At 41.3% G+C, this 26,023-nt stretch carries 8 protein-coding genes; all 8 read left to right on the top strand.

Annotation, left to right across the window (positions count from 1 at the left end):
• Positions 1-367: 367 nt before the first annotated feature.
• The 8 genes from T359_RS0108620 (at position 368) to T359_RS0108580 (ending at position 25,679) form a co-directional block, all read left to right on the top strand.
• Positions 368-10,381, top strand: coding sequence for a putative Ig domain-containing protein (locus T359_RS0108620; protein ID WP_026517123.1), 10,014 nt, complete (start codon positions 368-370; stop codon positions 10,379-10,381).
• 1,547 nt (positions 10,382-11,928) lie between these two features.
• The gene (locus T359_RS0108610; RefSeq protein WP_026517121.1) at positions 11,929-12,204 is read left to right on the top strand and encodes a helix-turn-helix domain-containing protein; all 276 of its coding nucleotides are present in this window, start codon (positions 11,929-11,931) and stop codon (positions 12,202-12,204) included.
• 351 nt (positions 12,205-12,555) lie between these two features.
• Positions 12,556-12,897 (top strand): BrnT family toxin, encoded by a 342-nt coding sequence (locus tag T359_RS0108605; RefSeq protein WP_242839069.1) that lies wholly within the window; start codon positions 12,556-12,558, stop codon positions 12,895-12,897.
• Positions 12,894-13,136: an antitoxin gene (locus T359_RS0108600; RefSeq protein ID WP_197027076.1), complete on the top strand. Its 243-nt coding sequence runs from the start codon at positions 12,894-12,896 to the stop codon at positions 13,134-13,136. The genes T359_RS0108605 and T359_RS0108600 overlap by 4 nt, the downstream gene beginning before the upstream one ends.
• Positions 13,137-13,650: 514 nt before the next feature.
• Entirely contained in the window at positions 13,651-13,782 is a 132-nt protein-coding gene (locus tag T359_RS23185) for a hypothetical protein (RefSeq protein WP_256374481.1), read from the top strand.
• A 182-nt stretch (positions 13,783-13,964) separates the two neighbouring features.
• Positions 13,965-14,324 carry a hypothetical protein gene (locus T359_RS0108590; RefSeq protein ID WP_026517118.1) on the top strand — a complete coding sequence of 120 codons (360 nt, stop codon included), beginning with the start codon at positions 13,965-13,967 and terminating at the stop codon, positions 14,322-14,324.
• A 206-nt stretch (positions 14,325-14,530) separates the two neighbouring features.
• Complete coding sequence (locus T359_RS21505; RefSeq protein WP_051545163.1) at positions 14,531-15,139, top strand: hypothetical protein; 609 nt, start codon at positions 14,531-14,533, stop codon at positions 15,137-15,139.
• Between the two features lie 763 nt (positions 15,140-15,902).
• Positions 15,903-25,679 carry a putative Ig domain-containing protein gene (locus T359_RS0108580; protein ID WP_081795510.1) on the top strand — a complete coding sequence of 3,259 codons (9,777 nt, stop codon included), beginning with the start codon at positions 15,903-15,905 and terminating at the stop codon, positions 25,677-25,679.
• Positions 25,680-26,023: the final 344 nt, after the last annotated feature.

Here is a 26,023-nt window from a genome sequence, read left to right as displayed (position 1 = left end):
CGTCAACACTTATGGGACGATATCTCATAAACGCCGCATATTTTACACATTTCTAACGGTTTGTTTATAAGATATTAATAAATTTGTTGACGCTATTATGATATCATGAATATACAGTGGCGTATAAAGTATATTCGTGATAACGTTTATCTTTAAACGCTGAAACTAATTCACTAAGTCCTGCATGACACATTATCAGAGCTATCGTTATGGGACGAACGCATAACTCGAATCTGCTAACCAATTGCGACCATGGTATTGCTGGGAAAAAAGGTGACAATTGCGGTCAGCGCAGCTGTGTGGGGCGACATGAAAAAGTGTGACTGCTCATGTATATGAGCAAAGATGGTGTGAAAGGAGAAACTATATGAGTAAAAAGCTATTGAGTCGGCTGTTAAGCTTTACCTTATCAGCCACAGTGGCACTGACTTCGGGTATACCATCTCTTGCCTATGATGGCGGAGGAGAGTTACTCGAAGACGAGGAAGAGATCCTGGAACTCGAAGAAGAAGACTTTGAGGACGCAGGGTCTGATTTTGATGTCCTCGAAGATGAAGAGCCTCTGGAAGAAGAAGCAGAAGCTCCTGAATTCGAAGAAGAGGACGAGGCTGAGTTTGAGGCTTCTGATATGCCTACAATTACAGTTAATTGGCTTAACGAGACAGTATCAGCGAATCGTCAGCCAATTGGAACAATTGAAGTTACAGAACCAGTTGGAAGTACTCCCGGACAGATTTCTGGAACATTGAACTTCCTTACAGGTCAATATCCATACGATCATAATGAGTTATATAGTTATCATCCGAAGTATACATCAGGTTATTACTTTGGATTCAAACTTACCACAACTGCGGTTAGTGGAACAGACAGTCTGCAGGTATCTATCCAGAATAGTGATGGTTCTGTTTTCTCCATCATGGGTGATGCAAGACCTCGTCAGTGGACATATAGCGAGGACAAAACAGATAATGTTTATGAGTTTGACCGTGCAGAACTTTTTGATGGTAAGGTTCTTGTTGTTACTGCAAAGAATGATAATGGAACAGTAACAAAGAAGTATAATATTGGTCCTTTTAACTATGCTACTGGACCGTTAGATGTCGTTGATTTAGATAGTAACCTTAATAAACCTACATGGTGGATTCCTTCAACTAGTCTTCAGAATGATATTCATTTTGTTGATATCGAGCCTGAGGACTCTGAGTCTGACCCTTATAAGGGATTTGGTATTAAGGGAAAAGTAACCGGACAGCTTTACTATGTTGACAGTTATAGTGATGCATTCGGAGAAGGCTATGATAGTGGTTACTATATTGCTTACCACATCAATTCCGATACTAAATATGTGGCTGATACAGATGGAACAACCATAACTTATGTTGATGGCAAAGATTTGACCATTAAGTCATACAGCTACATTCTGGATGAGTACAAAAATACAGATCCAACTGATCAGATTGTTGTACAGTGGGTTGGCGATACATCTAAGCCTATTAAGATATTGAAACACCCATCAGATTATACAACAAATCCAGAATGGAGAGCCTATGATACATCTGATGTTGTATATGAGTATGACCTTTCTGAACTTGAGCTTCAGAAAGCTATTACATTTGCTCCTGGCGATGGCGCTACAGGAGAAGCAATGGCTCCTATCGTAGATAGCGATTTTGATGGTGTTGTAAATGCTACTAATGGAAAGCTCCCTGCAATTACTTATAGTAAAGCTGGTTATAGTTTTGCAGGTTGGACAGTTGATGGAACAACCGTTGTAGCAGATGATCAGGCAGATATAACAACTCTTCCTTCTTCATTATTTGCAAATGGTGTTCTTGAACTGACAGCTAAGTGGGTAAGAAAGCAGGCTGCTACAGATTTAAGTATTACAGAGACTGATACTGACATAAGTTCATTCATTTATGGAAGTTCTGCTGCAGGTAGTTTTGCATTTACTGCAAAGGATACATATGGAGAAACAACAACAGTATTTGATAATGTTGAGTGGACAATATACAAAGACTTAAATAATGCTTCCGAAGGTACCAATGGGTTAATTAATGTTGCCAATCCGGATGACCTTGCAGCTCTTGAGGCTAAACTGACCAATACATCAAAATATGAAGTAATAGATCCTACTACTTACTTTACAGCTTATGGTCTTAACGCAACGGTAGCCGGTGGAACAATTACGCTTGAAATTGGCGGAGGCGTAACTAAAGCCACTAAGGAGCATTTTGTAATTAAAGCAAAGGATAAAGAGAGTAGTAAAGCGGCATACTATAATTGCAACTTTGTTATTGCTGATTTTACTCCTGTAATTACATCAACCGCTGCAGATGGAACTACATCAACAAATGCTGTAGGTTTTGCAGCTAGACCTATGGGATATGAGGTCCTTGGTGTAGATGATGATACAACAGGAAAGAAAGAAAATTCCTATATTCAGGCAAAAGAGGTTGTTATAAAGGCATCCGGACTTGCAAAATCATTTGCTATCGAAGATCTTGAGTTTGAATGGGCAGAAAATCAGGACAAGTTCTTTGACTATTCTTATGACGGTGCAAGCTTATACAACAACCATGATGGAATTCTTACAATTAGTCCTAAAGAGCGCTTGACTAATACAGGCGTAGCAGGTGGAGCATACACAGCTGATCTTAAGATTAAATCATCAGCATGGGTTACACCAAAAGTAGTAAGATGTACCTTTACTGTAACTAACAGCTTGGCATTAAAGAGTGTGGTTACCCGTGAAGGCAAAGAAATTACTGAAAAAGCTAGCACTAAAAACATCACTATCCCAGGAGATGAACCTACATCTAAAACTATCGATGTCTATGATCTTGGAGATATTTATGCAGGTGAGTCATTCGATGATGTTGCAATTTCCTTTATAGGCGGCTCAGGAAGTATTGACGTTGATGACTACATGATTGATGACGATGATAAGCTTCAAGATATCACAGATATTAAGGTACTTGGTAAAGGCATAGAAGGAAGTCCTCTGTATGTTGGACAGGGAACTGAGTACGTATTATTTGGTAAGGCTGAAGCAGCTGCTATCGGTAATCATATGTTTGTACTTATTGCATATGATAATATCGGTAATGAGTTAGAGCCTATCGCATTTACTTATGCAGTAAAGCCTTGGAAAGTTGATCTAACTGTAGACGGAAATGAGAAGAAATTCTATGCAGATGATAACGTTTATGCATGGAAGGGTGTTTCAGGCTATGGAGCAGATGATGTAAAGAGAACTATCACTATTAAGAACAATAGTGAGGACTCCATTAAGCTCACACCATCTCTGTGGACAGCTGCAACAGGCGGAAGTGCTATAACTAATTCTAAATTTGCATTATCTGAGACAACAGCATTTACAATTGCAGCCGGTGATACAGCAGAAATAGTTGTAACACCTAAGACAGCATTGGATGCAGCCACACATACTGAGTATCTCAGATTCGCAACAGATGGTTATACATATAAGACAACTGCAATACAGCTTGCCTTCACAGTATCCGGTGATCCTATTGAGATCATTAATCCCGGTGCTGCTGATGAAGAATTAGAAGCTGCAGAAGTTGGATATGACTACGAATATCAGGCAAAGGCTACAAAGAATAGTGACGTTGAAAGTATTGAATGGACTGCAGAAAATGTTAAGTTCCAGGTAGTTGGAGCTACCACAGCAACAGGAACATCTCTTGCAGACATCGGATTAGCACTTGATAAGGATACCGGTACATTGTCAGGAATTCCTACAAAGCCCGGTAAACTTACATTCACAATTAAGGCTACGGCAAAGATGGCTGGAGAGGCTTCGGATGTAGTAAAATCCTATAGCGGAATTGAGCTTGAAATTGCTGCAGCAAAGGATGCTATTTCACTTACATCAAATGGTGTAACAGTTGATGACGATAAGAATAAGATCGATCTCGGCAAGGTAACCGTTGAGGATCTTGGCAGCGTTAAGAAAGCGATAGTAGTTAAGAATAATACTAAGCTCGATATGAAGGGACTTAAGGTTGTAGCTTCTGATAGTGCAGCATCTAAGTTTACTCTTACATTCGACGATAACAAGGTTATCAATGAAGAAATTCTTAGCAAAGGCTTTGATCTTAAGGCCGGTGAGAGCAAAGAATTTGTACTTGCAGTAGATACTGAGACACTGACCTCAGCAGGTAAGTACAGTGTTATTGTTACTGCAATTGATGCAACAAGTACATCATCTTATACTCCATCATTAGCATCCAAGGCATTTGAGGCAAAGATTGAGGTTATTGCATCTCCTGTTATTAAGACAAATAAGATTACAGGACTTACAGCAGGCGTGGCAGCTCCTTCAACAGTTGCATATGCTGTAGAATATCCTGTAGGAACAGTAAAGACATCTGACTTTACATTTGTTTGGACAGATGGAGAAATTGAAGGCCTTTCACTTTCAGAAGATGGAAAGATTACCGGAACACCTGCAAAGGCCGGTAAGTACAGTGTAACAGTTGTAGCTACTTATACTAAGGATACAAGCATTAAGAGAACCCTTAAGCATGATATCGTAGTAAACGGTAATGCTGTTCTTACACTTTCATCACCTGTTAGTGAAACAATAGCTAACAAGAACTATCTGCTTCCTGCAATGATCGTTGGTGATGAGGAATCAGATAAGGCCATTATCAACATTAAGGGCAGTGGAGAAGCTGCAAAGAATGTAACTGTTACTGTTGAGGATGCAGAAGATAACAGAACAGATACAGCTGATATTAAGAAGAATCCTGAAAATCCTTATGTAGGAAGTACTGCATATATCGGAGTAAGCAAAGAATCTTGGGGAACAATCTCAAGCGGTGCTACTCAGAGCTTCAATATCGTAACCAAGGGTTCACCTTCAGCCGGTGTTTATAAGGTTAAGATCACAGTTAAGGCTGATAACTCTGCTGAGGTTGTATTCTATACAACATTGGTAGTAGTTAACAAGCTCGCTGTAACTCAGCCTGAAAATATCAATACCAGCATCGGTGATGTTTATAAGGGTGAGACCGGAAAGAAGATTGAAGTTAGCGCAACCGGTGGTGCTCCTAATCAGACAATTGATTGGAAGGAAGTTGGTACAAAGGTAACAAGCGGATCGTCAACAACTACTAAGTACTATATTTCAAATGCTGGTAGTGCTGATGTTACCAACGAGGCAACTGCTCCGTTTACACCAAAGACATACAGTGCAGTTACAGGTCTTGGTATTACTAAGGAAGCTGATAGTATTGGTGCGAAGGACGGCGTTGGTCTTAAGACTGATATCTATGGAACAGTAAAGGCCGCAGGTTCTTATACCGTTAATCTTAAAGCAACTGTTGATGAAGCCGGACCTGGAACAACAGATGCTAATGATAAGCTTCTTAACCTTGATTCGGGTAAGTACGTTGGAACACTTTTATCTAAGGTTTATCCTGCACAGGAAGCTGAGGCTGTATCCTTCGTAATTACATCCGGCAAGACAAGTAAGGTATTTATTAGTCAGGTTTCTGATACTGCAGCTGATGCTAACGCAACTCGTGGTACAGTAGAAGGACTTAAGAGTGGTGATAACTATGCTACAAGAACAGGTTACACATATAATCCTGTTACAAAGGCATATTCAAACACTGGTCTTCAGACTACTATTACAGTGAAGAATCCGTTGACTATTACAGGTGTTACTGCAAAAGCAACACTTAGTGAGAACAGCAATTTTGTTATCAGCGGAAGCAGTACTGCTAATATAGCTGCTAACAGCCAGAGCAACTTTGTTGTAATGCCTAAGGCAAATCTTGAAAAGGATACTTATACAGATACCCTTAAGATTTCCGGCGACGATTTTGAAACTATCGAGTTTGCACTTACATTTACTGTTGAAGATAACAAGTATCTTGTAACAGTTGATGATGGAAATTCAGATAAAGAAAAGAGAGTAACTTTCGTAGCAGATAATACACTTACTGAAAATGCTATTGAGATCAATAACTTTGTTGCAGGTACAACAGCGAAGTTCGCTGAGGTGACTGTAAGGAATACAGGTAACTCTACAATTAGCAAGGTAAGTGCATATGAAGTTAAGTCTGATGGAAGCAAGTATCCTACAGGTTCACAGGATGCAATGCTCACTGTTGGAACTATTTCATCCTCAATTAATGCTAATACAGCTGCAACTCCTAAGCTGAAGCTTACAGCTAAGAAGTCAGAAGCAGGTAAGTACGATACATTCGTAAATATCCACTATGCTGATGGCGTTGATGGAGAAGAGCATAATATTATCATTCCTGTAACCTATACAGTATATGGTAAGGCTCTTGAAGTTCTTACAGTTTCTCCTGAGACAGAAACTGAGATAACACTTACAGAAGGCTATTCTGCAGCAGCTAATGCTATTGAGTTCACTATCGAGAATAGTGGAACAGCAGCAACAGATGTTATTGCAAACCTTACAGTTTCCAAGACCGGTTCTGATGTTGAATTGACACCTGCAACAGCAACTGATGAACTTGAGGCAGGAAAGAGCGTTGTTTACACATTAGCTCCTAAGGCCGGATTATCAGAGGGAACATATCAGACAACAGTTACTATTAACGCAAGCAACCTTAAGACTGCTATTACAAGAAAGGTTAAATTTGTAGTAGAGCCTTCACTTACATTTAATGTAAATACACTTTCAGACTCTGAAACATGGGATGATGTAACTGATAGCAAGTTTGCTACAGGTCTCTTTAATTCCCTTGTTAAGAGTGGAAAGTATACAGAATCTTCAAATGCAGTTGAACTTGATCTTGATAAGAATGGCAGCAAGGATGTTAAGGTTACATTCGATAGCACAACAGCTCCTACAGAGGCTTCTATTGAGACACTTAGCACCAATTCTATATCAAGCGCAACCAAGTCCATCACACTTACAGATGCTGAGATTAGCAAGGCTAAGAAGGACGGTGTTGGCAAGGCTACAAGTACTGCTGATGCGAAGTATTTCTCAATCGTAACATTTAACTTCTTTGAGAAGGTAACCTTCGGTGATGCTGATACAATGTATGCTGAGAAAGCAGCAGATCTTGCAAGCGATTATGTAAAAGCAGAAGCATATGGCGTAACTGGTGATTATAAGCTTAATGCACATGGAATAATTACAGCATATATTCCTTATGGCGAAACTCTTGGTTCTGTATTTGCAGACAGCAAGCTTCCTACAGCAATTAAGAATGGCCAGGTAATGGCTGAGTGGAGAGCAGGTAGTGTTTCCGGTAATGCAATTACAGCTAACAAGGTTATTACAAAGAATTATGTACTCGTTGCAGGATTCCATACACATGAGTATGCTCTCAGCAATGTAACTGATGAGAAGTATGTAAAGTGGGTATGGACAAAGGATGAGAAGGGTAACCTTTCAGCTTCACTTCACCTGTTCTGCGTAGAGGATGGATGTCCTGATTACGAAGGCAGTGAGGTTGTAATTGACGGAACAGATAAGACAGCTGCAAACGGAACACTTTCTTATAAGGATAGAACAGGTACTGATGCAACTTGTGAAAAGGCTGCCGGATATACATATCCTGTTGAAGCAACTGTAAAGGGAACCATATTTGGTTTATCTTCACCTGGTAATGACAGAATTTTCGTTGGCAAGTATGTAGAAGAAGAGTCAGGCGAGCCTCTTGGACATAAGTATGACCTTACAAATCCTGCTAAGCTTGTTTGGACAGATGCAAATGCTGACAAGAAGATCACAGCAGATGAGATCAAGGTTACAAGAAAGTGCACAAGAGATGAGTCTCACGTAACAGAGCTTAAGATCCTCAAAGTAGAGCGCAACGCTGAAAAGTCAGTTGCTCCTACATGTATTAAGTCCGGATATGACATCATTTCCATCACTTACATGGATATTGATGAGAAGGGCGCAGACAAAGAAGAAGTTACTGTTGACTATGATGAGAAGTTCGTAGTTCCTGCTACAGGACATGACGTAGATGTAGAGAATGCAATCGTTGAGAACTTCAACGCAGAGACACTTACAGCAACACTTACACTGAAGTGTAAGAATGAGAACTGTGACTGCGAAGACCATATCGTATTTGGTCCTCAGGAAGTAACCTTCACAGCAACAGAAGGCGGCATCTACACATATGAAGCAGTTCTTGCAAACGAGCAGAAAGTAACTGTTAACTATGAGGATTCACTCTTTGTAGTAGCAGGCGATGCTGAGTGGACATGGACTAAGTCAGATGATGGCTTAACATTCACAAAGGCAGCTGCTAAGTTTACAGCAACCGATGGCAGAGAGAAGACTGTAGAAGTTCCTGTTTCTGCTATGGCAGTAGCAACTGAGGAAGGCATCACAACTTATGAAGCAACAGCTACATTCGTAAGTAAGGGTGAAACAATCAGTGCAACAGCAGTTAAGTACCTCGATGCAGAGGGTAACGAAGTTGATAAGCCTGTTCCATTCGAGAAGGCTAAGGCTGAGTGGACATGGAAGAAGTCAGATGATGGCAAGACCTATGTTTCAGCAACTGTAGTATTTACATCTAAGGATAATAAGACAAGAGAGTTTACAGTAAGTGCATCTGAGACAGATACAACAGCTTCTCAGTACATGTCAATCCAGACTGAAGGTGAAGGCGAAGACGCTATCACAGCATACCAGGCATATGCATCCTTCAAGAGCTTCGGCACAACAGTTGAGGATCTCAGTGATGCAGTTTACCTTGATGCAAATGGTAACGAAGTACAGCCTCATGCACACGTTTGGAAAGCTGAATGGGAGTGGAAAGCAGTTGAAGGCAGCACTGATAAGAAGGAAGTAACTCTTACACTTACATGTAACGAAGGCAAGAAACCTCATACTAAGGTATTCACTGACACTGTTTTAGCTACTAAGAGCGGAATGAAGTGGACATGGGCTGCATCCTTCGATTTTGACGGTGAATTCTACAGTGATTCAGTTTATGAGCTCAGAGATGATGCCGGCGAGGAAATTCCTAACGAGGATATCTCAAATGGCAAGGGTATCTACATTGTAGGTATCTCCGCTGACGATGAGTTCGTAGTAACAGGTTCAGCTATCAAGCCTGCATTCGAAGTATATGATGCAGAGCGTGATATAACTCTTGCAAATAAAGTTGATTACACAGTTAAGTATGTAGACAACGTTAAGGTTGGTACTGCTACAATCATAGTTAAAGGTAAAGGCAACTATGATAAGCAGGAAACAAGAGCAACATTTAAGATCGTAAGTCCTTATGATAAGGATGAGACACCTGTAGACGTAAGTGCACTTAAACTTGAACTTCCTAAGGCAAAATATGTATTTAACGGACAGAAGCAGTATCCTGCATCCGTATTTGTTGACGGAGTTGAATATCAGTATGAAGACGGCAACTACACAACAACAGACGGCAAGGAACTTCCTGCACCTTGGACATGTGAGAACAACATCAATAAGGGTTCAGCAACATTTGCTCTTATCGGTGCAACAGATGCTTCAACCGGAAAGACCGCAGTAAAGGCTAAGAAGTTCAGTATCGGTAGTGCTACTCTTACAGCTTCTAACATCAAGGTTCTTGTAAATGGTGAAGAGAAAGATGCTAAGCAGGCTTGGGCAGCTAAGGGCGCAACACCTGACGTACAGGTTTGGTTCGACGGCGATGGCGACGGAGAGTTCGAATACTGGATGAATCCGGGCCAGGATTACAAGCTTACCTTCAAGAACAACAAGAAGACCGGCATAGCATCAATCACTATCGCAGGTAAGAACAACTTCAAGAAGACTGTTAAGAACGTTGCTACATTCGAAGTAATTCCTTTCGATCTTGAAGAGAACGGAATTATCAGTGCAACTACCGCAGCTGAAGGTGTAAAGGTTAGTGCTGTTAAGGTAACACTTGTTGACTACAACCAGAACGTAATTCCTGCAGCTAAGTACACAGTAACTGTATCTGATAGTGAAGGCAATGCTATTGATAAGAAGACAAAGCTTGCAGCAGGTCAGGAGATCAATATCAAGGTAGCAGCTAAGGATGGAGTTCTTGCAAACGCTGTAGAGGCCAACTTTGTTATTGGTACAAACCTTGCAAAGGCTAAGGTAAAAGCTACCAGCAAGACTAAGCTTACAAAGGAATTTACCGGATTTGAGATTTATATTACTGAGGAAGAGTTCAACCAGTACTTCACAGTAACATCTGCTTCCGGCAAGACCCTTAAGGCTGGCGAAGACTTCTATATCAGCGGATACAGCAACAACGTTAAGAAGGGTACCGCTACTGCATACATCGTTGGTGCAGGTGAGGAGACCGAAAACGGTGTTGTCAGCGGATCTAAGAAGTTTACGTTCAAGATTACTGGTAAGAAGCTTACTAAGTGATTGCTTTAGAAATGGTTCCACCCCTATTTGAGAGACACATCACACCATCAATCAAATAGGTTAAGGGAAGGCACCCCTTCGGGGGTGCCTTTTCCTATGTTGTGGCCACCCGGACGAATGTCCCCGGGGGAGAATGGAAAAATATAAATTGCTCGCATCATTCCCAACGGGGGCCGGGCTTACCTGCCGAGGGCGCTGTGCCATGGGAAAATGCAAATATACTCGCATCGTCCTAGTCCGGGATACCTGGCAGGGGTTCGTCGCACCATGTGAAAATGCAAATATACTCGCATCATGGGAGTCCGGGATACCCGGCGGGGCTTCATCGCGCCATGGAAGAATGCAAATTATTCGCATCGTCCGGCTCGTGATTTTGGGCACTTCATCTCCCCAGCCGGTCTCATTTCACGTTGCTCAGAACAATCGACCGTCTGGGAATCTGAAGTGCTCCAAAATCATCTTCGCCTCCCGAATGTCTCATAATTTCCATCCTCCCATGGCACGCTAAAGTCCCGCCGGGTATCCCTAATCGGTGAGAGGGAGCAATTTACATTTCCACATGGTACGCCGAACCCCCGCCGGGTATCCCTCACCGGAAAGAGGAGAGAATATCCATCCTCCCATGGCACATCACTCTCGGCAGGTAAGCCCTCCTCGGCAAGAGGAGGAGCGCAATTTATATTTTTCCCATCCATCCTCCCTCCGGGGACATTCTGTCTGTGGCAACAGATGGGAAAGGCATCCCCCGTTTTCCTTCCCGCGGCTTAATGTCTTCGCCGGGGCAGGTGGGACAGTAGTGACGGTTCTCGATGTACCTATGAATCGTAAGCTAACGCCGGATGTAGACTAGGGCTTCATGGGACAGCAAGAACCGTCACTATCTGTACCTACTTGCCCCGTCAATAAACTACCGGGAAGCCCATAATCAAATTTATAAATTGGAAAAAAACGGGAAATCCGATCAAAGATAGTAAGCGCTTTTTTGCAGGAATCCAGTACAGCAAAGATCACGAAAATAAAAAATGACCGCCTGTTGAACCGACCCCCAAAAGCGAGACTTTTAAGGTCTAACTTTTGGGGGTCGGTTCATGTGCCAAGGAATCGGTCATTTTGACTTAACCAACTGGCTAACCGTTGCTATACGGGTAGCACCTTTCAATAATTATATTATCACACCCAATCCCCCATTTCAATTATTCATATTCCTCTTTTTTGGTTTCACGTCAGGAACCAACACTCTTTGCCAATCAGATGGACTTTCAGGAAGCATACTGAAAGGCAGGAAACGTCACACTTTGTTCGTTTGATTATTTCAAAACTAAATGCTATACTTCTCCTTGCAGTTCCGATTCTAGGGACTATCATATCTGTACAATTCCAGGATTCACAGGCATTCGCCGAACTGATCCCAAATGACAGACATGTGGCATATTTTTGAATATTGCATCATACTTGCTATGTGATAACTTGTGAGTTATCATAAAAATATAAAGAAGAGAGGGAAAGGATGTACGAATTGGCTGATTTTCTTGAAAGGAGTAGCGAAGATGGAAGAGTTTAAAACTTGGAATGAGGTAAGAAGTGAGTTATTTTCACCTGAAGAAATAGCGGAAAGTGATCTGCGCGTGGCATTGATAGGAGAAATAGTAGCTGCTCGAAAAGAGAAAGGAATTAGCCAAAGGGAGCTGGAGAAGCTTTCAGGAGTGAAGCAGCCTGTTATAGCAAGGATAGAGAGTGGACAGGCAATTCCTAAAATTGATACGATTTTGAAACTTTTGGCACCGTTGGGGAAGACGATTGCTATTGTGCCAATGAAAAAATGAGGGGGCAGGTAAGCCCTCCTCGGCAAGAGTCCCTGACTCAGACATCCGCATTATTTTCATCCTCCCATGGCACGATGAAGCCCCGCCGGATATCCCGGACTAAACTCCCTGAAATACATCCACAAAATACCGCAAAAACGTCAAATTCTTATGACTTTCTTAAGATTTTCGGCAGAATTTCTTAAGATTTGCCCAAATCTATTTACAAGCTTTTTTCAGGGTGCTACCCTAGCAGCATCAAAAATATCACCTTCCAACGTGGCTCCGATCGGAGCAATCGCGAAAGCAGCAATTTAGCCGCTGTATCTCTATATTCGCGATATTTTCAGGCAAAAAACAGCAAGATAATTAATGGAGGTATCATTTGAAATATATGTATGGGGTATGTATAATATGTGTATAGAAGGTTTGTACTTTGAATGGGATGAAAATAAAAATCTAATCAATAAAGAAAAGCATGGAGTATCATTTGAAGAAGCCAGAACGGTTTTTTATGATGAAAATGCATTGCTTGAATTTGATGATTTACATTCTGGTGCAGAGGATAGATTTAGAATTTTAGGGCGTAGTAATAACGGGAACATTTTACTTGTTGTCCATTGCATAAGATCGGAGTCATTAATACGTATTATTTCTTCGAGAAAAGCAACATCAAATGAGAAGAGAGGCTATGAAAGGAGCTGTGGATTATGAAAAAGAATGATGATGAATTCTTGGAAAAAGAATTTGATTTTAGTAAAGCAGTGAGAAATCCTTATGCCAAAAGGCTTCATAAGAAGATCACTATAAATGTTGATGTAGATGCTATAGATTATTTTAAGAAGCAGTCATCTATGTCGGGAATTCCATATCAGACATTGATGAATTTGTATCTTGTAGATTGTGCTAAGTCAGAAAAGAAATTGGAAATTTCTTGGAAAGCTAATGATTGAGATCGGCATCATCAAAAATGAGTTCAGTCCGGGCTTACCTGCCGAGGGCGTTGCACCATGGAGAAATATAAATTACTCGCATCGCATTAGTCCGGGATACCCGGCGGGGCTTCATCGCGCCATGGAAGGATGCAAATTATTCGCATCGTCCGGCTCGTGATTTTGGGCACTTCATCTCCCCAGCCGGTCTCATTTCACGTTGCTCAGAACAATCGACCGTCTGGGAATCTGAAGTGCTCCAAAATCATCTTCACCTCCCGAATGTCTCATAATTTCCATCCTCCCATGGCACATCACCCTCGGCAGGTAAGCCCTCCTCGGCAAGAGTCCCTTAAGCCGCAAATTTATAAATTAGAAAAAAACGGGAAATCCGATCAAAGATAGACAAAATAAGAATTATTGACTTCAAGAACATTTGTTTGGCATAATATCTTTGGGTGCTATCTAAACGGTGGCGGTTAGCCTTATCCTAGCGAAAGGAGGTTACAAATCCAATCGAAAGGAGGGCATGCTTATGGACGTGACTGTATTTCTTGCTATTTTAGCCTGGAGCGCAACCTGCTTTTTTGCAGGAATCCAGTACAGCAAAGATCACGAAAATAAAAAAATGACCGCCCCCTGCCAAGGATCGGTCATTTTGACTTAACCAACTGGCTAACCGTTGCTATACGGGTAGCACCTTTCAATAATTATATTATCACACCCAATCCCCCATTTCAATTATTCATATTCCTCTTTCTTGGCTCTTTCTTGGCTTCACGGAAGGTTATGAAGGACCAAGTAGGTACAGATAGTGACGGTTCTTGATGTCCCATGAAGCTTTAGGCTATGTCAAGCGTTGATCTTCGATTCATAGGTACATCGAGAACCGTCCCTACTGTCCCACTTGGCCCTGCGAAGGAAAAGAGCATAAAGTTCCACTTGGCCTTGCGGGAGTTGGGAGGAATATTAAGCGCTCTCAACAGGCAGACTGTGATTGATTTCTTGAAATGCGTTTGTGAAGTGCTGAAAAAACGTCAAATTCTTATGACTTTCTTAAGATTTTCGGCAGAAATTCTTAAGATTGAGGCAAAACTATTTACAAGACCTCCTTGTAATGATACCCTTGCTGCATTGAAAGCAGGAAATAACATTTCTACTCCTATCGGAGTGATCACGGATGCAGGCAGCGTGTCTAATTCGCTGTGAAACGATCGGGCATCCGGGATATCTTTCAACCACATGAATACGCAGGAGCATCCTTATGCCACCTACTTTAATGCAAAGACAACGCCTTTGCTTTATTCTCTATGCATTTTTCTGCGCAAATGGGAATGTCTTTTTCCCTGTGAGCGTCTGTAGCGCTGCGTATTTGTGTGGATTGTCTTAACGTTCAAGAAGAAAGGATAAAGTAAATGGGAAATTCAGAATCAATTAACAGAAAGTATAAGGACAGACTATTTAATTATATTTTTGGAAGAGAAGAAAATAGGGAGTGGACTTTAAGCCTCTATAATGCGGTTAATGGATCTAACTATACCGATCCTGATCTGATAGAGTTTAACACACTTAGTGATGTGCTTTTTATGGGAATGAAAAACGACACATCATTTCTTGTATTTGATATAATGAGTGTGTATGAACATCAATCGTCATTGAATTTGAATATGCCCCTTAGAATGCTCCAATATGTGGGAGATTTATATTCAGGCTATATTGCTAAGAACAAGCTGAACAAATATGGCACCGGAAGAATCATGCTGCCCAGTGATTTTGTTATAAAGGATTTTCTTGTCAAGCATAGGCAGGAGGTGGAAGGAATGCTGGATACCGAATACAAAGAAGCAGAAGTAATGGAACTGTTTAAAGAAGATGGCAGGAAAGAAGGGATAGCACAAGGAATAGAGCAAAGCATTTCCATGATGCTATCCAGAGGAAAAACTCCTGAAGAGATAGTGGATTTCTGCGGCTATCCGCTGGAGATGGTGCTGAAAGTTCAGGAAGGGCTGGGAAAAGTAAACTAATAAGAGAAGCTGATGAATATAGAAGCAGGATAAGATTGCATGTTTGTTGCAGTTTTATCCTGCTTTTTGTCTGTGCAACAGAAGGAAAGCAACCCTGACAGTGAGGGCTTATCTACCGGGGATTTGGCGAGACATGTGGGAATATAAATTGTTATATCGCCATTGGATGAGGGATTACATGAAGAAGGTTTGGCGTGCCATGGAAAAATGTAAATTGCGAGACATTCAGGCACAGCGGATGATTTAGGAGCGCTTCAGATGGTCAGACGGCCGAGTGTTCTGAACTACGTGAAATGAGGCTGTCTGGACAGATGAAGTGCCCTAAATCACCGTTGGGGATGATGCGAGTATATTTGCATTATTTCATGGTGCGTCGGACCTTCTTCATGTGATCCCGGCCCTGGCGATGCCAATAATTTACATCCCCGCCGCAGTGCCCCTAAAAGCCCCGTTTTCCCCGCCTCCCCTCATCTGTTCATTTTTTCTTTAGAATTAATTCCCATATGGTTTATGGAATTTCGTTTAAAAGTTGGCGATAATTATAGTGTGTCCGCTAGCGGACCCAAATCATTTAGTCGCCGGCTTGTGGTTTGTCTGTGTGAGGCAAGCCCAGGGACGAAGCAGGCGTTGCGGATTCTTGGAAATGTGTGATTTCCAGGTGGGACGGTTCGTAATAAAGCTAATTTGATTTCTCCGTGGCGGGTTTGATGGGTCCTTGGATATCTGTGTCCGAGGATAATGTGTTGTGAAAGGAGAATAGAATATGAGAAATAAGCTATTTGGGCGGCTAATGAGCGTTGCTCTTTCAGCCACAGTAGCGCTGACTTCGGGCGTCCCGGCCCTGGCCTATGACGGTGGGGGAGACCTGCTCGAAGACGACGACGAGATCCAGCTTCTTGATGAAGAAGATGTTGGGTCTGATTTTGATGCTCCGGAATTTGAGGAGGAAGAACTCGCTATTGAGGATGAGGCAGAGTTCTTAGGCGATGGTCCATTTACTATTACATTAAATTATAAATTAGGTGATAGTGCCTTGGTACCATACCAAACTGATGCTGATCCACCGGAAAATATGACCTGGACAACAGATACTGATGGAAAACTTGCAAGCATGACTGAGATACCGAATCAGGAATTCCCAGGATATCATCTGTTGTATGCTGATAAGTGGTTTTATTCTGACGGTGAGAGTGAAGTGGAAGTTTCTAGTGGTGAAAGTGGTACCACATTTACTCAAAATTCAGATGTTTATGCTAAATTTTCACCTAATACATATAAATTAGGATATACAGCAAAATTCTATGATGGAAATGCCCTTGTTACACAGGATGTTCCCGCTCAACCAACATTTGCAGCTGAAACATTCCCGGAAACTGTAACTTATTCATCTAGTTTTGGAATCAGTAGCTCAGTTCCTACTGTTTCAGGATATACATTTGATGGTTGGTACACAACATTAAATCCTGAGACATCGGTATTGAGTGGAGTGGCTAATGCTGCCTTTTTAGCAGAAATAATTGATGGAACTCAAATTACACCAGTATATGCTAAATATAATAAAAACGTAGCTCCTGCTATCGGTGCAAATCCTACTTATGTGATTCAACCAGACGGATACTATACAGGAACCGATGGCACTTCTGCAGGTGGTGATGGCTCTGCTAAAGATGCTGATACTGCTGAATTCGTATATGGCACAGTATATACAAAGGGCCAGAGTGGTTCTGAGGGTAATACTAATAGCAAATACGTATTCACAGCTAGGGATTTTGATGATAACAATGGCACTGGTGATGTGGATAGTGATGTTACATGGTCTATCTGGAAATTCAAGGCTATTAAAGACAATAATGATGCCCAGTTGTCTGATGCAGCTCTTTTAGCTGATGATAATCTTGAAGATGCTTCCTCTGATTTTGCAAGCTATGGTTTATATGCTCAGGCAAAAACAAATGGAACATTTGAAATCGGTGTTGTTTCCGGAAAATACGCAAAGAAAGCTCTTAATGCAAGTGAAATCAATGATACTTCAGCATTCCCTGGAGCAAACTACGTATTGAAGGTTGCTGATAAGTCATCATCTACAAGAAAAGCAAAATTATTACCAATTACCGTTAAGGTAGATGAAGCGGCTATTAAAATTGATAACACTGCTTTAAATACATTCACAATCGATTCATTCCCTGCTGCAAAGATGGGTTATGAAGTACTTGATGCAGATGCTAATGTTGAAGGAAAAACAGCTGGAACATATGTTAAGGCTAAAGAGTTTACTCTTAGCGTAGCAGATATCCTTCCAAGCTATAGCATTTCTGACATTGATTTTGAACTTTCAGGTGACGATGCCGACATGTTTGACGTTGGCCTTGTTGGTGAAGGTGCAATGGCAGGAGATCTTTTCACAAATAATAATGTGAAATTTAAGGTTGTACCTATAAGCGACCTTACAAGTATTGATTCCTATGATGAAGACGGAACATATGAAGCAGTTCTTAGTATCAAGACTGATGCTCTTTATGAACCCGCTGAATATGCGATAAGCTTTACTGTTGAAAACAATATCAAGTTCTCAAAGGTTATTGCTCACGGTGGAAAAGAAGTAAAAGAAACTATAGCACAGGTTACTCCTGCGCAGGGCACAACGCTTGATGGCATTTATTATACTGATTCTGCGTGCGAAAACCCTGCAACTGGAACTGCAAATGGAAGTTCACAATACTATATTGGTGGTTATAACCTTGGAACAATAAAGAAGGGTGAAAACTTCGACGATATTTATGTCTATGTAACAGGTGGTAACTATGCAATACTGTTTACGCAGACTGGTGAAGGATTTGAGAATACTGGAATCAAAGGAACACCGAATGAAGCATCTTCATTAGCATTCTATAATGTACATGGAATGGCTAAGGGAACTGTAAAACTCGGAACTCACAGTTTTATTCTTGAAGGTGCAGATGGCGATACTACTTCTGGTGATACTACAGGCGAAGCTATATTCTTCTATACTGTAGAAGAGTACGATGCTGCTATTACTATTGATTCTGAGGATCCAAATGGTGCTTATGACTGGTTTGTACCTAGCGACTATACAGAAAATACTGCAAAGAAAGAAATCGTTATAAAGAACAATAGTAATACAATGTTATCTCTTACTGTTACAAAGGCCAATGCGGGAGACGGTGTTGCTAATGCGCACACTAATTTTGCCATTGACTCTGAGGAATACACAGAGGCCACAAAGACTATCACTGTAGCAGCAGGTGGTGGAGAGAGCAAAGTAACTATTACTCCAAAGGCATCACTTACCGCTGGAGTATATAAAGCTAATCTTACTATTGCTGACGGAAACTCTTATTCAGAGGTAATTGCTCTTACATTTGAAGTAAAGGGCGGTGATGCTAACATAACAAAGCCAGCTGCAGATGGAACAATCACTCCTGCAGGCTCTGAGTGGGAAGTTGGTAAATCAGTAGAGTATCAGCTTGAACTCACAAAAGTTACCGGTGTAGATTCTGTTGAGTGGTCTATCGATGCTACTACTGCAGATCCGGATCCTGAAAGTTACACTGATGATGCAGATGATTTAAAGGCATTTGGACTTACATTATCGAAAGATGGAAAGATTTCAGGTGTTCCTAAGAAAGTTGGTACTTTGAATTTCCGTGTTAAAGCAACATATAAGAAGAATGGAACAGCTGGAGCACCTCAGTACAGAAAGATTGCTATTTCAACTGTATTAGCAGAAGATGGATTTAAGTTCACATCTGGTGGAAAAGATATTGATGACGATAAAAAGGCACTCGACTATGGTGAGATTAAGGCTGACAGACTTGATACATTTGCGGTTGATGTAAATGTTACTAATACTCTTGAACTTGACATGATATCTGATCCTACAGATACAACTAACCATTATGGAAATGTAAAACTTGAGATTTTGAATGTTGATGGTGGAACGGATGAATCTGATATTGCGATGTTCGCAATTGTTTTGGATGCTGAGAATGAGGCTCTTAACAGTGATCTTCTTGGAAATGGATTTGATCTCCAGGCATCTGAAAGCCAGACATTTACTCTCAAAACTACAAAAGACGCTGCATTTACTGTAGCTGATGATCACTATGTTACTGTTCAGGCATGGCATAGGAATGCTGCTAATGCTTCTGCTTCTGAGTCAGCAGCAGCAACCTATACAAAAGCCGGAACATTCAAGGTAGTATTTGATGTTAAGGATGCGCCTGTAATTGATCCTGCAAAAGTAGATGGATTTGTTTCAGGTAAGCAGGTTAAGTCTGCTGATGATAAGAAATATACTATAGAAACAGGAACAACTTATGCGGGTTCTGCATTTACTTATGCTTGGACAGCAGGAGAAGTACCAGGACTTGAGCTTGCAGAAGATGGAACAATTACTGGTACCCCTGAAAAAGCAGGTAAGTATACTGTTACAGTTACTGCAACTAAGAGCAATGATGCTAAGGTAACCGGTGTACTTACACATGATATTATTGTAGACGGTGCTGCAGAACTTGTTGTTAATACTAACCTTAAGGTTGGAGCAAGTGATGCAGAAACACAGATTGAGGCTACAGATAAGATAAACATCCTTCTTCCTGGTATGGTAGTTGGTGATACAGTAGGCGAGAAACAGGTGTTTACAATTGCAGCAGCAACAGGTGCTGGAAAGAAAGATGCAGAGAACGTAACAATTACTGTTACTGATGCAGAAGACAACAGAACTGATGCAGCAGCAATCAGAAAGAGCCCTGCAAATCCTTATGCAGGCAGCTCAAATTATATTGGTGTTGATACAGAATCCTGGACAAAGCTTGAGAAGGGCACAATCCAGAAGTTCCGTATCGTATCAAAGGGACAGCCTACAGCAGGTATTTATAAGGTTAAAATCATTGTTTCAGCAGACAATGCTAATGAAATTGCATTCTATGCAATTATGGTGGTAACTGACAAGCTTGTTATTACTCAGCCTGACGATGTAAATACCAACATTGGAAAGAAGTATTACACTGTTGCTGATCCTCAAACAACATATAAAGATACTTCCAAGACAAGTAAGAATATCATTATTTCTGCAACCGGTGGCGCCGCTGATCAGAAGATTAAGTGGAGTGAAGTAGGAACCAAGGTTACAGAAGGAACTACAGAGAAGACCAAGTTCTATGTAACTAAGGGAACAAAGGGCGAAGCAAATGACGGTATGGCATACTTGAGTGATGATACCGGACTTGGACTTGCAGTTGAAGGCGATGTAATAGGTGCAACTCCTTCAGATTCCAATACCGGTGGACTGAAGAACGAGATCTTTGGTCAGATCAAGGCTGCAGGTACATATACTGTTAATCTTTCAGCTAAGGTTGAGGCAATAGCTTATGGCGATGCTTTAAGTTCAGATCCTATTAAGAAAGTAATTGATCTTAGTACAGCAAATAGCTGGACAATTGAAGCTGCAGCTGCTACAAAGATGGTTCCTGAACAGACTGCTGACACAGTAACATTCGACATCGTTTCAGCAAAGACAGAGAATGTTGTTATTACTAAGGTGGCAGATACTGCTGCAGATACTGAGGCTACACGCGGAAAAGTAGAAGGCCTTAGAAATGGTAATTTGATGGTAACAAGAACTGGATATACATATTATCCTGTAGCTTCTTACGACAATAATATTTATACAGCAAAGGTTACTATCGAGAATAAGTCAGGTATAGCACTTGGCAAGATGAAGGCTGAATTCTCAACAAAGAATTTTGAGATTGCATCCGGTGGTTCAGCAACTGCAATTGCTGTTAATGGAACACAGGATATTACATTCAGACCAGCAGCTAATCTTGACAAGGGTGAATACACTGATACTCTTACAATTTCAGGTGATGATTTCGAATCATTAACATTTGCAGTTAAGTTCACCGTTGAGGATGCAACTTATCTTGCTTCTGTTTACGAGCCTGATCCTGATGATTCAACAAAGAACATTGTTTATGTTGATGATAACGTAGTAGGAGATAAGGTAATTGAACTTGCAAGCTTTGTAGCTGGCAAGACAGCAACAGGTAAAGACCTTACAATTGAGAATACCGGTAATACAACACTTAGCAGAATTTCTGTATATGAAGTAGACGCAGAAGGTAATAAATATGATGACGGTGCGGATACAATGCTCACATTTACTTCGCCCGGAACCAGCCTTACACCTAACAGCGAGCCTACAGGATTTACAGTAACTCCTAAGAAGACAGTTGCAGGTAAGTATAATTCATACATCAATATCCACTTCACAGAGGGTACAGCAGTAACCGCTGAGAAGAAGGATATTATCATCCCTGTAACTTATACAGTATATTCAAATGATGTATCTGAATTCTCTGTAACACCGGCCGAAAAGACCACAATTGCAGTAGATGAAGGATATGACAAGACAGAAGTAGCAGTTACATTTACAATTGCTAATACAAGCAGTAATGACACAGATGTAATCAGCAAGATGAAACTTGCTTCCTTCGATGAAGATTTTGAAGTTGTAGATAATACAGCAGTAGATATTAAGCCTGGTGAGAGTGCAGAATTCACAATCAGACTTAAATCCGGAAAGTCTGCTGGCAAGTACACAACTGATGTAGTATTCGGTGATGGCAGCACAAATATTAAGACAAAGGCTAAGAGAACTATTGAAGTAACAGTATCAGAATCCACAGCATATACAGTTAAAGCTACATCAGCTGGTGTAACTGTAAATGATGCTAGATTTGCTACTGCACTTTATAATACAATCGTTGCTGGTGCTGTAAATAATATTGCTGAATCATTTGAGGCTGAAGATCCATGGGAAGACTCTGGATTTGCCGATAGTCATTATTTTGTATATGTTGATGCGGACAAAGATGGTAAGAGTGATGTCTGTCTTGATTTCACTCTTGACAATGCAGATTTAGCTTCAGCTAATAAGGCAACTAAGTTTAAGGCAACTATTTTTGATGACAATTCAGTTAAATATCCATCAGTTATCGTAGCGCCTACTGCAGATCAGGCTAAACTTGCTGCAAAGGGTCTTGGGTGGAAAGCAAAGACAACAACCACTGATGAAGTACTTGCTAAGTACTTTACAACTGTAAACTTCAATTTCTATGCAATAGTAGAATTTGTTGCAGGTGAGTTTGCAGAAAAGACTGCAGATCTTTCTAGAGATAACAAGGATGTAGTAGTTGATGATTCAAACTCTGACGGATATGCAGTTGACAAAATAACAGCTATCGTGCCTTACAGAAGCACACTTGGTTCAGTATTTAACAGCAAGGCTGTTCCTACAGCAGTACTTGATGGTAAGGTAATGCTTAACTGGATGGATGCTTATACAAGCTCAGTTGTTAATGCAAATACTGTAATTGCTAAGGATTACAAAGACAGTTCAAATCTAATTCCTCAGTGGCATGAGCATACTTATGCACCTATAACTGAGAAAGATGAGAAGTATGTAAAGTGCGTATGGACAAAGGATGAGGAAGGCAACAGATCAGCTGTTCTTCACCTCCACTGTGACGATCCTGATTGCCCTGATTATGAGGGAAGTGAAATCATTGTTGATGGCAGTGATTCAACAATCGGAACTCTTAGTTATCAGGATAGAGTAGAAATTCCGGCTACTTGCGAAAAGGCTGCAGGATACAAGTACTCTGTTGAGATAACTGTAGCATCAACTGGTAAGACATATAAGTTTGAAGATCCAGAGATTGATGAAGAGGGTGAGCCTCTTGGACACAAGTTTGATCTTACAAAGGATCCTACAATTGTTTGGACCGATGCAAATGAAGATAAGATCATTACAGCCGACGAGATCAAGATCACAAGAGTATGTACAGTAGATTCTACACATGTTGTAGAGCTTAAGGTAGTCAAAGTTGAGCGCAACGAAGAGAAGTCTGTTGCTCCTACATGTACTAAGTCCGGATATGATATCAAGTCCATCACATACATGGATATTGATGAGAAGGGTGCAGAAAAGGAAGAAGTAACTGTTGACTATGATGAAAAGTTCATCGTTCCTGCAACAGGACATGAAGTAGACCTTGAAAATGCAATCATTGAGAACTTCAACGCTGAAACACACACAGCTACACTTACACTTAAGTGTAAGAATGAGAATTGTGATGCAGAAGAGCATATCGTATTTGGTCCTCAGGAAGTAACATTTACTGAGAACGAAGACGGCTCATTCTCATATGTTGCAACTCTTATCGATGAGACTACTGTAACAGTAACTTATGAAGATTCTATCTTCGTAGTAGCTGGAGACGCTGAGTGGGCATGGACCAAGTCTGCAGATGAGAAGACATTTGCTAAGGCAGTGGCTAAGTTCACAGCAACAGATGGCAGAGAAAAGATTGTAGAAGTTCCTGTATCTGCTATGACAGTAACAACTGAGGAAGGCGTTACTACTTATGAAGCAACAGCATCTTTCGTAAGCAAGGGCGAAACAATCAGTGCTACAGCAGTTAAGTACCTCGATGCAGAGGGTAACGAAGTTGATAAGCCTGTTCCTTTCGAGCTGGCAAGCGCAGAGTGGACATGGAACAAGTCAGAAGACGGCAAGTCTTATGCATCAGCAACTGTAGTATTTACATCTAAGGATGGAAAGACTAAGGAATTAACAGTCAGCGCATCTGAGATCGATACAACAGCTGATAAGTACATGACAATCACAACTTACGGCGAAGGCGCAGAAGCTTATACCGGATATCAGGCATATGCATCCTTCACAAGCTTCGGCACAACAGTTGAAGACCTTAGTAAGGAAGTTTACCTCGATGCAAACGGAGATCCTTATATTCCTGATATCGCTTATGCTCCTGTAGTTAAGTGGACTACAAAATGGCCTGAGAACTGGAAGAAGAGCGATCCTATTCCTACAATGACCTACGATGTAACATTTAAGTGGGCTAAGGCCGGAACAGAAGAGACAATAAGCGGTGTTGCAACAGTAGAAAGCGATCCTGCAACAATCGATGCTTCTACTAAGAAGGTTCAGTTCATGGCAGTTGCTGACCTTAGAGACTTCAGTGCAGATGCTGAAGGAAAGACAGCGGCAGAGGCAGAAGTATTCTACTCACCTGTATACTTGTTCACAAGTGGCTCTGAAGAGAGTGAAGAAGTTATCATCATCAATGATGACAGCCAGATCGCTATCGCAGGTCTTGAGGATAAGTATTACTACACAGGCGCTAATATCGTTCCTGCAATCACTGTTTATGACACAGCTAACGAAGCAGTAGCACTTGCAAAGGGCACAGATTACACCGTTAAGATTAAAGATAACAAGAATGTTGGTACCGCTACAATTACTGTAACAGGTAAGGGCAATTACTCAGGTAAGGCAATTGCAACAACATTCCAGATTGTAAATCCTCTTGATGATCTTTCAACAGAGGAGATTGCAGAGCTTAAGGAAATCAAGTCTGTTAAGGTTCTTGATCCTAAGAAGTATGATTACACCGGAGAGCCTATTTATCCTAAGTCAATCGCAGTTAAGTTCGTAGGCGATTCAGGCTTCACAACTTATACTCTTGATGATGAGAGTGGCGAGATCAGATATGTAGCCGGCGATGCTGAGATTCCTGCAGTTGTTACATTCTCTAACAACATCAATCAGGGAACAGCTAAGGTAGCCGTAACCGGTAAGACAACTTCTAAGGCAGCTTCCTACAAGATCAATAAAGTTGCTCTTGTAGCAGGTAAGGACGGAGAAGGCCTTGAGGCAGCTTATGCAGATGAGACCATCGAATGGCAGGTTAAGGGCGCAGCTCCTAAGCTTACAGTAACATGGAACGGCAGAGAGCTTATTGAGAAGCAAGATTACACCGCTAAGGTTACATATGCTGACAATAAGAAGAAGTTCGGTGCAGCAACTGTTAAGATCACAGGTAAGGGCAACTTCAAGGGTAAAGTTGATTCAGCAGCATCCTTCGAAGTAGTAGCACTTGATCTTGCAGGTGAGAACGTAACCTTCGCAGGAACCAACGCAGTTGGTGGTATGAAGGCTAAGAAGGTAACAGCAAATATCCTTGACGCAGCCGGAAATACAATCAATAAGAAGAGCTACAAGCTCGAGGTTCTTGATTCTGATGGCAATGCTGTTGATACACTTACAGCTAAGGAGACCTACACAATTAAGATTTCTTCAGCAGTAGCTATGATCGGTGCCGAGAATGTACTTGAGAAGGAAGTAACCGTTGGTGCTAACTTCGCAAAGGCTAAAGGAAAAGCAGCTAATGGATATTGCAGATATTACACCGGCGAGCCTATCGTATTCGAATCTGAGGAAGAGCTTGAAGCATTCGCTAAGAATGTAGTAGTTAAGATCGGTAAGGATACTGTTCTTGAGCTTGGTAAGGACTTCGAGATCACCGGATATTCCAATAACGTTAAGAAGGGAACTATGAAGGTTACTCTTTCAGGTATTGGAGATTACAGTGGATCAACAACCGTTAAGATCAAGATTGCTCCTAAGCCTATCTTTGCTAAGGCTGAGTAATTTGAGCTAATATGGTTCCACCCTATTTGAATTTCCACAGAACACACCATCAACTCAAATAGGTTAAGGAAGGGCACCCCCTCGGGGGTGCCTTTTCCTATGCGCTGGCGGACAGGACGAATGGCCCGGGAGTGGGGATGGAAAAATATAAATTGCTCGCATCATTCCCAACGGTGATTCATGGCACTTCATCTGTCCGGAGGGCCTCATTTCACGTTGCTCAGAACAATCGGCCCTCCGTCCATCTGAAGCGCTCATGAATCATCCGTTGTGCCTGAATGTCTCGCAATTTATTTTTTCCCATCCTCCCTCCGGGACCATTCTGTCTGTGGCAACAGATGGGA

The sequence above is a fragment of the Butyrivibrio sp. MC2021 genome (genome assembly GCF_000621605.1).
Lineage (GTDB): Bacteria > Bacillota > Clostridia > Lachnospirales > Lachnospiraceae > Butyrivibrio.
The sequence above is the reverse complement of the archived record's forward strand: the minus strand, read 5'-3'. Positions and strand labels throughout refer to the sequence as shown.

Bases quoted from the DNA above. Each gene is read 5' to 3' on its own strand.
- T359_RS23185 (WP_256374481.1), top strand. From the start codon at position 13,651: ATGGACGTGACTGTATTTCTTGCTATTTTAGCCTGGAGCGCAACCTGC.
- T359_RS0108620 (WP_026517123.1), top strand. From the start codon at position 368: ATGAGTAAAAAGCTATTGAGTCGGCTGTTAAGCTTTACCTTATCAGCC.
- T359_RS0108580 (WP_081795510.1), top strand. From the start codon at position 15,903: ATGAGAAATAAGCTATTTGGGCGGCTAATGAGCGTTGCTCTTTCAGCC.
- T359_RS0108590 (WP_026517118.1), top strand. From the start codon at position 13,965: ATGTCAAGCGTTGATCTTCGATTCATAGGTACATCGAGAACCGTCCCT.
- T359_RS21505 (WP_051545163.1), top strand. From the start codon at position 14,531: ATGGGAAATTCAGAATCAATTAACAGAAAGTATAAGGACAGACTATTT.
- T359_RS0108610 (WP_026517121.1), top strand. From the start codon at position 11,929: ATGGAAGAGTTTAAAACTTGGAATGAGGTAAGAAGTGAGTTATTTTCA.
- T359_RS0108605 (WP_242839069.1), top strand. From the start codon at position 12,556: ATGGAGGTATCATTTGAAATATATGTATGGGGTATGTATAATATGTGT.
- T359_RS0108600 (WP_197027076.1), top strand. From the start codon at position 12,894: ATGAAAAAGAATGATGATGAATTCTTGGAAAAAGAATTTGATTTTAGT.